General features: G+C 59.3%; 9 protein-coding genes. 2 read left to right on the top strand and 7 right to left on the bottom strand.

Features of this window, described 5'->3' with window-relative positions; translation table 11 throughout:
* On the top strand, nt 1–753 hold a 753-nt coding region (locus B3520_RS13370; RefSeq protein ID WP_286876259.1), incomplete at its 5' end, for a type II toxin-antitoxin system HipA family toxin.
* 170 nt (nt 754–923) lie between these two features.
* On the opposite strand, the gene B3520_RS13365 is transcribed toward B3520_RS13370, so the two are convergent.
* The 3 genes from B3520_RS13365 to lldD are packed head-to-tail and all read right to left on the bottom strand — an operon-like array spanning nt 924 to nt 2,721.
* A complete protein-coding gene (locus tag B3520_RS13365) occupies nt 924–1,238 on the bottom strand; it encodes a HigA family addiction module antitoxin (protein ID WP_286876257.1) in 315 nt (104 codons plus the stop codon).
* 15 nt (nt 1,239–1,253) lie between these two features.
* On the bottom strand, nt 1,254–1,535 hold the full coding sequence (locus B3520_RS13360) for a type II toxin-antitoxin system RelE/ParE family toxin (protein WP_286876256.1): 282 nt from the start codon (nt 1,533–1,535) through the stop codon (nt 1,254–1,256).
* Nucleotides 1,536–1,578: 43 nt separating this feature from the next.
* The gene (lldD, locus tag B3520_RS13355) at nt 1,579–2,721 is read right to left on the bottom strand and encodes an FMN-dependent L-lactate dehydrogenase LldD (protein ID WP_286876254.1); all 1,143 of its coding nucleotides are present in this window, start codon (nt 2,719–2,721) and stop codon (nt 1,579–1,581) included.
* Nucleotides 2,722–2,831: 110 nt separating this feature from the next.
* On the opposite strand from lldD, the gene B3520_RS13350 reads away from it, so the two are divergent.
* Nucleotides 2,832–3,056, top strand: coding sequence for a hypothetical protein (locus tag B3520_RS13350; protein ID WP_194865796.1), 225 nt, complete (start codon nt 2,832–2,834; stop codon nt 3,054–3,056).
* Nucleotides 3,057–3,349: 293 nt separating this feature from the next.
* Here the strand turns inward: B3520_RS13350 and B3520_RS13345 are convergent, their stop codons facing one another.
* The 4 genes from B3520_RS13345 to B3520_RS13330 form a co-directional block, all read right to left on the bottom strand.
* A complete protein-coding gene (locus tag B3520_RS13345) occupies nt 3,350–6,415 on the bottom strand; it encodes a type I restriction endonuclease subunit R (protein WP_286876251.1) in 3,066 nt (1,021 codons plus the stop codon).
* Between the two features lie 13 nt (nt 6,416–6,428).
* Nucleotides 6,429–7,724 carry a restriction endonuclease subunit S gene (locus tag B3520_RS13340; protein WP_286876249.1) on the bottom strand — a complete coding sequence of 432 codons (1,296 nt, stop codon included), beginning with the start codon at nt 7,722–7,724 and terminating at the stop codon, nt 6,429–6,431.
* Nucleotides 7,721–8,728 carry a virulence RhuM family protein gene (locus B3520_RS13335; RefSeq protein WP_286876247.1) on the bottom strand — a complete coding sequence of 336 codons (1,008 nt, stop codon included), beginning with the start codon at nt 8,726–8,728 and terminating at the stop codon, nt 7,721–7,723. Before B3520_RS13335 ends, B3520_RS13340 begins: the two co-directional genes overlap by 4 nt.
* Nucleotides 8,725–9,775 (bottom strand): N-6 DNA methylase (locus B3520_RS13330; RefSeq protein ID WP_286876245.1); only part of this gene is annotated, 1,051 nt, incomplete at its 5' end. The genes B3520_RS13335 and B3520_RS13330, both read right to left, overlap by 4 nt.

Here is a 9,775-nt window from a genome sequence, read left to right as displayed (position 1 = left end):
GGCACCAGCATCGGCGGCGCCCGGCCCAAGGTGCTGTTCCGGCGGGGCAAGTCCTGGCTGGTCGCCAAATTCAGCTCCAGCCGGGACACCCTCAACATGATCGCCGCCGAACACGGCGCCATGCGGCTCGCCGCCAAAGCCGGCCTGACCGTGGCGGACACCCGGGTCCTGGAAGTCTCCGGCAAGGACGTGCTGCTGGTCCGCCGCTTCGACCGCGACACCCACGCGACCGGCGCCCCGACCCGCCGCCACATGCTCAGCGCCATGACCCTGCTGGATCTGGACGAATACGCGGTCCGCACCGGCGAAGCCAGCTATCTGGAGCTGGCCGACGTCCTGCGCCAATACGCCAGGAACTTCGAACAGGACGGCCGGGAGCTCTTCCGGCGCATGGTCTTCAATATCCTGATCGGCAACACCGACGACCACGCCCGCAACCACGCCTGCTTCTGGGACGGCACCGGCCTCGACCTGACACCCGGCTACGACATCTGCCCCCAGCCCAGGCTGGGCTACTCGGCGGACCTGGCCATGGCCGTCGGCCACCAGGGCCGCGCGGCCACGCTCAACAACGCCCTCAGCCAGGCGGAACGGTTTGGTCTGAGCGAACGCGAAGCCGCCGAGTGCGTCGACGCCATGAAGCTGGTGGTGGAGAAACACTGGAAGGAGTTGTTTTCAGCGGCGGGCATGGAAGCCGGGGATATCGAGTACCTGGCGAAGGCGACGATTCTTTCGCCGTCGATTTTTGATTAGGCGTTAACGGCCAAAGGAGCGTCTGATTGCATACTGGGTACCGTCCAATTGTACCCTGCCCCCCCCCCAAATACTCCGTCGCTTTACGGCAGGTCCTTCTTCTCCGCCAGCTTCTTGGCGTAGGGGTTCTTCGTTGACTTGGAAAAATCGTAGTCGTCACGCATGGCAGCTTACGCAGCATCCAGCGGCTTAATCCGCGACACTTCCTCTTGCACCGACCGTGACGCGGCCCATAAATCCACGGCGCGCTGCGCGTTAAGCCAGAACTCCGGAGAATTGCCGAACAAACGCCCAAGTCGCAACGCCATCTCCGGGCTGACCGCGCGGCGCTCGCGCAACAGCTCATTCACCGACTGCCGGGACACGCCGAGGCGCTCGGCAAGCTTTGCCACCGTCAGATCATAGTCCGGCATGAAATCCTCTCGGAGCATTTCGCCGGGATGCGTCGGCTTACGCTGGATACCGGTGGTATTGGAAATCGCCATCGTCATCACCTCACTTCAGTGGTAATCGCAGACTTCAACGTCATAGGCATTGCCGTTCTCAAACCGGAAGCAGATCCGCCACTGGGTGTTGACTGAAATGGAGTGCTGCCCTTGGCGGTTACCGGAAAGCGCATGCAGCCTGTTACCCGGGGGCACCTTCAGATCATCCAAGCAGGTCGCCAGGTCTACGTACTCGAGCTTACGCGCTGCCCGGGAGGCCACATCAGGCGGAAATGTCTTTGCCTTCCCTTTGGCATAGAGCGCCTGGGTGCGCTTGTCCGCGAACGTCTTGATCATGCTGATGATCGTATTTTGTCACGTGACGCTTGTCAAACGGGTCTCAGCCACCCGCCCGCACCAGACTCTCCCGCGAAATCTCCCCAACCGCCCTCGCCCCAGTCAGCGTCATCGCCACCTTCATCTCGCTGGCGATCAGGTCCAGCACATGGGCCACGCCCTGCTCGCCGGCAGCGGCGAGGGCATAGACGAAGGGGCGGCCGAGCAGCACGCCATCGGCGCCCAGGGCGAGCATCCGCACCACGTCCAGGCCGGAGCGAATGCCGGAATCCGCCAGGATCGTCAGGTCGCCCTGCACGGCGTCGGCGATGGCCGGCAGCGCCCGGGCCGAGGAGAGCGCGCCGTCGAGCTGGCGTCCGCCGTGGTTGGACACCACGATGCCGTCCGCGCCGAAGCGCGCCGCCTCGCGGGCGTCCTCCGGGTCGAGAATGCCCTTAAGCACCATCGAGCCTTTCCAATACTCACGAATCCATTCCAGATCCCGCCAGCCAATGGACGGATCGAAGTTCTCGCCCAGCCAGCCGATGTAATCCTCCAGATGGATGCGGTGGCCCAGATAGGCCGACACATTGCCCAGATCGTGGGGCCGCCCGCGCAGGCCCACGTCCCACGCCCAGCGCGGGTGCGTCACCGCCTGCTGCATCCGCCGCCAGGACGCGAACGGCCCGGACATCCCCGAATGCCGATCGCGATAGCGCGCCCCCGGCACCGGCATATCCACCGTGAACACCAGGGTCCGCACCCCCGCCGCCCAGGCCCGCTCCAGCGCGTTCTTCATGAAACCGCGGTCGCGCAGCACATACAGCTGAAACCACATCGGCCGCGTCATCGCCGGCTGCACCTCCTCGATGGGACACACCGACACCGACGACAACGTAAACGGCACGCCGCGCGACGCCGCCGCCCGTGCCGCCTGCACCTCGCCCCGCCGCGCGTACATCCCGGTGAGCCCCACCGGCGCCAGCGCCACCGGCAGGCTCACCGCCTCCCCGAACAGCCGCGCCGACAGATCCACCTCCCCCACTTCCTTCAACACCCGCTGCCGCAACGCCAGATCGCGCAGATCCGCCACATTGCGCGCCAGGGTGTGCTCGTCGTACGCGCCCCCATCGATGTAGTGAAACAGGAATGGCGGCAGGCGGCGTTTGGCGGCGCGGCGGTAATCGTGGGTGGAGGAGATGATCATGGTTGTCTCAACAAAGCGGGAAAGCGCTACTTATCGTCTGTAGACCGTAATTCGTGGTCTGCGCTCTACTGGATGGGTCGATTTAAGGAGAGTAATTGAAGGAGGCGGAGATGACCAAACCAGACGACCTGGAACAGAGCAACGTGCGCGATGCAGCATGCCTTGCTGTTGAGCAGTTTAACTATTTGGAAGCGCTTTTCTCCGCCCTAGCAGAGCGACTGGAGGCTTTTAGCCCGGAAGACAGGACGATCCGGGATGCCAAGAGACTCGCGTTATTGGGCCGAAGTCATGCGGAACAGTGGTCCTGTGCCTTCCTGGATGGAATCAACGGGTAACCAAGCAAACAGCGGAGGTATTATGAAGAGGCACAAACCGAACATTGAGATCGGGCACTACCGTGGGGGTCGTTATTGGGGCATTTGGATTGATTCAGAGTTGCTTGCGGTAGTGTGTTATCGGAAGGGGGCGGAAGCAATCAAATCGGCTTTGCTAAATCGTTCCAAGCCAAAGCTGTAGGCGACAAGGGCCAGATCACTCTGCGCACTTTTGTAACGCTTGAGGTAGCCGGCCGATAAGAGTAGAGGGAGCGGTGCTCTCAGCGGTCCGGCTGACCGATTTGCTATGCAACTTACTGGCCCTGGTGACGTGATGCCTCTTCCTGCTCTGTTTGTAGGCGCTCATATACGTTGTCCAGCAAGTGCTCTCCAGCGATGCGCCTGAAATCGTCATCATTCATCAGGCGGCCGAAGATTTCCTCGTTGCCGTCCATGCGTTCGATAAACAGGTTTTCCAGCATTCGGTTGAACACATAGGCGAAGTTGTCACGGGTATTGGCCTGGGCGGCTTCGCGCAGCGTGTCGTTCTCGGCGGCGCTGGCGGCTATCTGGTCAAAAAACAGTTGATCGGCCGGAGTGAACTCGGTGCCAAAACGCTCGTTGAGCTTGCCGATCAGGGTGGACAGTTCCACCTCGTCGTCCTCGGCGCGGCCGGTGCCCACTTCGGTGGGGCCGTAGAGCGGCCTTGCCTCGCCCACGCCCAGGTCGATGGCGCCTTCGCTGATCTTTTGCAGGCGGTAGTATTTGAGCGAGACCTCGTCTTCCAGTTCAAAGACGGTGTCGTCGGCGTCCCGTGGGAGCTTGTGCAGCAAGAAGCGCCCGTAGCTGTAAAGTTTTTCCAGGCTGCTGTCCTGATAGGGGATAATCTGCGCCAGGAAGGCATAGAGGTTGCGAAAGGTGGCAAGCTGGCCCTTGAACTGGTCCTGCTCGTCCTCGTCCAGCGCTTTGTAACGATCCACGGCTTTATCCAGTACTGCGTTGATCTTCTGGTGGTCAGCGGCAGTCGGCTCGTTACGGTTTTTGTACCAAATTTCGGAAAAGGCGTTCACCTCATCCTCGGTAAACACCTGGTGCTCTTCCAGGCGGTGCTGCAAATCATAGAGCTGGTGCGGGTCGCTGGGCTCACCGGGTGGCGAGACCTCGTAGTAGGGCTTGAAGGCTTCATAGATCTCGCCCGGTTCGTTGACAAAATCCAGTACGAAGGTGTCTTGCTTGCCGGCGGTGGTGCGGTTCAGGCGCGAGAGTGTCTGTACCGCCTGAATGCCCGCCAGCCGCCGATCCACATACATGGTGTGCAGCAGGGGCTGATCAAACCCGGTCTGGTATTTCTCCGCTACCAGCAATACCTGATAGTGTTCGGAGTCGAAGCGCTCCGGCAACTCGGACTCCTTGATGCCCTCGTTCATGCCCACTTCAGTGTAGGAATGATCGGGAAAGTCCGGGTCCGTCACACTGCCGGAGAAGGCCACCAGCGAGCGAATGCCAGTGATCTCGTGCTTTTTAATGTACTGGTCAAAGGCCTTTTTGTAGCGCACCGCGTGCAGGCGCGAGCCGGTGACCACCATGGCCTTGGCCCGGCCGCCGATGCGGTGGCGGGTGTTGTGGCGAAAGTGCTCCACGATCACCTCCACCTTCTGCGCGATATTGTGCGGGTGTAGCGACATAAAGCGCGCCAGCGCCTTGGCCGCCTTGCGTTTAGGTACCTGGGGATCGTCCTCGATGGATTTGATCAGCCCGTAATAGGTGTTGTAGGTGGTGTAGTTATCCAGCACATCCATGATAAAGCCTTCCTCGATGGCCTGGCGCATGGAGTACAGGTGGAACGGCGGCTGGCCATCCGGGCCGGGCTCGTTGAACACCGCTTGGGTTTTGAACTTGGGTGTGGCGGTAAAGGCAAAGAAGCTGATATTGGGCTGGCGCGGGCGCTTGAGCATCTCTGCGAATAGTGCCTTGCGGGCCTCCTCGGAGAGGGCTTCTTCCTCCACGTCTAGAAACTCCTCGGCAATGGCGGATTCTATACCATCGCGGTTGAGCACCTTGCGCAGCTCCATGGCCGTTTCGCCGGATTGGGAACTGTGGGCCTCGTCCACAATCACCGCGAAGCGCTTGCCGCCGGTGTCGAGCGCCACTTCCTCGCCTTTCTTCGCGAGTGTGTCCATTGCCTGGGTGATAAAGGGAAACTTCTGGATGGTGGAGATAACAATGGGCACGCCGGATGATAGCGCCAGGGCGAGCTGCTGGGTGTTCTCGTCAATCTTCTGTACCACCCCCTGTTTGTGCTCGAACTGGTAGATGGTGTTTTGCAGTTGCTGGTCCAGTACTCGGCGGTCGGTAATCACCACTACGGTATCGAAGACCTTATTGTCCTCACTGTCGTGCAGGCTGGACAGGCGGTGGGCCAGCCAGGCGATGGAGTTGGACTTCCCCGAACCCGCCGAATGCTGCACCAGATAGTTGTGCCCCGGCCCCTGGGCGCGGGCGCTGGTGATCAGTTGGCGCACCGCGCCCAGCTGATGGTAGCGGGGAAAGATCAGGGTTTCTTTCTTTTTGCGTTTAACGCCCTTTTGGGTGGCGACCTTGGTTTCACTCACCTCCAGGTGCAAAAAGCGGGCGAGGATGTCCATCAGGCTGTCGCGGGTCAGCACCCGCTCCCACAGGTAGCTGGTGCGGTAGCTGCCATCGTCCGACGGCGGGTTGCCGGCGCCATGGTTATGACCCCGGTTAAAGGGCAAAAACCAGGTGCTCGCACCGGTCAGGCGGGTCGTCATAAAGGCCTGGTCCGGGTCCAGGGCAAAATGCACCAGCGCCCGCTCCTTGAAGCGAAATATGGGTTCGCCCGGGTCGCGGTCATTTTTGTACTGGGCCATGGCGTCGTCCACCGTCTGCCCGGTCATGGGGTTTTTCAACTCCAGCGTGACCACCGGCAGGCCATTGACGGACAGCACCATATCCAGGGACTTTTTCGGGTGCGTCTCGCTGAAATGCACTTGCCGGGTCACCCGCAGGCGGTTGTGGCCATAGGCCTCGGCGGCTTCCGGGTTCATGCCGGTGTTGGGCGCAAAGAATGCCAGCCGGAAGGTTTTACCATAGCACTTAAAGCCGTGACGCAGCACATGCAGGGCGGTCTTGGAGGCCAGTTCCTTGACCAGCGAGCCCAGCAAAACCTCCTCCGCCTTCTCGCCGTGCAGTTTCACCAACTGCTGCCAGCGGGCCGGCTGGCTGGCCTTGATAAAGGCGATCACCTCGGCGGGGAACAGCGCCCGGGCCGGGTCAAAACCCTTGGGGTCGCCTTTTTGATAGCCGCCTTTTTCAATCAGCGACTGCTCCATGGCCTGTTCAAAGTAGATTTCCTGGTGCATAGGCTTCCCCAGTTTAGCTGACTTTAATCTGGCCGGTGACGGCGTTTGTTATTAGGGCGGAGCGGTATTCTTCTAGCAACGCAATGGCGTTACCTATGCGCTCATGGATCTCGTCCAGACTTTTCACACTGTGAGATATCCACTCTACGATTTCATTTACCTCATCCGTTGGCGGCACAGCAATACGGATTCCGCCCACTGTATCCGTATTCAAATTCAACTGTGTCCCGAGCTTCCCAAGCCCTAGATAGGGTTGACCACTCTTAAAGATCCAAAACAGATACTCGGATAGTTCATGGGGAATTCGAGGAAAATATACAAAACCATCATGAATACAGCACTTAATTCCAGTAATTATGGGTTTCCCAACACTCCCTGCAATACTCAGGAACAGATCGCCCGGATGCCGCTTCACACTTAAACTTGCGCCCAGCTCTGACAATCTTTGAGTTGTCTTTTCCAGGCACACTTCCGAAGCTGTAACATCTGCAATCCTCACCCAGGAATACTCGCCATCGTCATCAAAATAGATGGGGTCGTCAATCGGCCGTGGGGAAGCCCCTCGTAAGACGGGGGTAATCCACTTAATTGCCATAACATCCCAATGCGTTGGAATCTCCCCCAGCCACTCAATACCACTGTCTTTCATGGGCGCATCGGGGTTAAGTCCCTTGGTGACGGCGCTGGTGATCAGAGCGGTGCGCTTTTCGGCCAGCCGATTGAGCAGGCGGCGCTTTTTGTCGATCAGGGCGTCGATCTCGGCGGTTTTTCGGTCGAGGAAGGTGGCGATTTTTTGTTGTTCATTCAAGCTTGGCCAGGCCCACGGGATCTTGGTGATATCCGCCGGGTCGCAGCGTTGGTGGCTTCGGGTGACTGATTGAACAAAAGATGACAGCCGCTTGGTGACCTTCTCACTCTTCCAGGTATAAAAAATGTATCTGAGGTCGGCATCGTATGGAATAAGCGGAACAAATTCTGTGGAGGCGACGGTAAGGTATTCCGCATGCGGATCGGCGATGGTGACAGTAGCTTTCCTAGGGTTCAATTTTGAGACAAGAACCTGAGGCTCGTTGATTATCAGCTTTCCGCTATCAATTGATTCGCCCTCTTCAATAGCCCCTGCTCCAGTCGACTGAACAGTCGGGATTGCATAATGGTAGACATCAACATCTTCGAGATCAGATGGACCAACCTGAAACTTTTGGCTTTTGATGACGAAATCTGCGCGGCGCACCTCCCAACTGGAAGGAACGCGACCAAGCCATGTGTTTCCAGTGTCCTTATAATTTTCGTATTGCTGCATGCTCATGACTTGTCATCCCGCTGTTTCGCCTGCTTCTCCAGTGCTTCCAATTCCCGCAAATCCTCGGCATCGGCCTCCAGCGCCTCATTCCGTCGCCGCTGTACGTCGAACTGTTCAAAGCGCTCGCGGGCCACCTGTCGCGCCCGCTCGGCGCTGATGGCGCCCGCACCTTCCAGAACAGGCCGCTCGTTGAACTCCAGCAGCCGGTCCACATTGCGTCGCCAATAATCCAGAGTCAGGTCCTTGCGGTCCTTGGCGCGCAGCTCGGCTTGCTCCAGAAAGATCACCACCAGGCGGTTGAGGGTGTCCACCTCGTCGGCGGCGAGGTAGTTCTTGGCGATGGCCACATCCTGCTTGCGCACCCGGGCGCCCTTCCAGCTGGTGAGCGCCATATTGGGCTCGCCGGGGTCGGCACGGTGGACCACGATCTCGGCGGCGGTGTGGCCGGTCACCGCGTAGAGCAGCTTGTTCTGCACCTCGGCAAAGAACCGTTGGGCGTCGCGGTCGTCGGCGCGGTAGTCACTGGACAGGACGAACAGATCGCGCACCTTCTGGTAGAAGCGCTTCTCGGAGGCGCGGATGTCGCGGATGCGTTCGAGCAGCTCGTCGAAGTAGTCCCAGCCGCCGGGCTCCTTGAGGCGCTCGTCGTCCATCACAAAGCCCTTGACCAGGTACTCCTCCAGGTGGGCGGTGGCCCACTGGCGGAACTGGGTGCCGCGCGGCGAGCGCACCCGGTAGCCCACGGCCAGAATCATGGGCAGGCTGTACCATTTAACCCGGTAGCTCTTGCCGTCCGCGGCAGTTGTCAAGGATTCCTTGACAACTGAATCCTCCGATAACTCCTTCTCATTCAGTATGTTACGAACATGCAGGCTCACATTCTGCTTGCTGGTATCGAACAGCTCCGCCATTTCCAGCTGGGTCAGCCAGACGGTGTCGCCCTCGGCCCGGAGCTGGATCTCCGTCCGGCCGTCGTCGCTGCGATAGAGGATCAGATCGCCAACGCTCATGCGGTCGCCTTTTTCAGCATCGACAGAATGTCTTTTTCCAGGCCCTGGATATCGTGCTCGATGTCTTCCAGCGGCCGGGGCGGCTCGTAGACGTAGAAGTGCCGGTTGATGGGAATCTCGTAGCCCACCTTGGTCTTAGAGTGGTCAATCCAGGCGTCGTCCACAAAGGGCAGTACCTCGCGGGCCAGGTAGGCCTCGCAATGGTCGTACACCAGTTCCAGCAACTCTGTATTGTCGGCATCCTTCTCGTATCCGATGGGCAGCGGCAGGGGGATGTCGTCGGGCAGTGGGACGATTTCGGTATCGCGCAGCTCGCTGTCCGGTTCCGGATCGCTGTCTTTGTCCAGGCAGATAGCGGCTTCCGGGTCGCGCTCGGACAGGGCGGCAAGGATGGCTTTTTTGGTGCCGGCGGGCAGCTTTTCCCCGGCGCTTTTGAAGGCGGCTTTCAGCACCGGCTCGAACTCGGCGCGGTCCTGGTAAAGGGTGTCCTTGAGTTTCTTCAGCAGCTTGAGAATACGCTGCTGGGTGGCTTTACCAGCTTCAACTTCGGAGTCGTGCTCATTCTGGTTTTTTCGCTTCTTGCTGGTCGCCAGACTGAGGAACGCTTTCTCTTGCCACAGGCGCTCAATACGCTCTGCACTGGCCTGAAAGTTGAGCCTCAGGGGACGTTCGACAATCACTTTTAGGTAGCCGAAATCGCGGTTATCGAAGATTTTGGAGCAGATCCGCTTTTCGCACTTGCCATTGAGATCCACTTTGCACTTGGCATTGTTCTTGAAGTCGGCGTACAGGCGGGTCAGCTCTTCGATGTGCTCGTCGCTCAGCTCGTTGCGCTTGTTGCCCAGGCTCTTTTTCATCTTGCGGTAATGTCGGGTGCCATCGATCAATTGCACTTTGCCTTTGCGTTGCGCCGGCTTGCGGTTGGATACCAGCCAGATGTAGGTGTAAATACCGGTGTTATAAAAGAGCTGGTCCGGCAGAGCAATGATGGTATCCAGCCAGTCATTCTCGATAATCCAGCGGCGGATGTTGCTTTCACTAGGGCCG

The organism is Marinimicrobium sp. UBA4509, assembly GCF_002388575.1.
GTDB lineage: Bacteria > Pseudomonadota > Gammaproteobacteria > Pseudomonadales > Cellvibrionaceae > Marinimicrobium > Marinimicrobium koreense.
The sequence above is the reverse complement of the archived record's forward strand: the minus strand, read 5'-3'. Positions and strand labels throughout refer to the sequence as shown.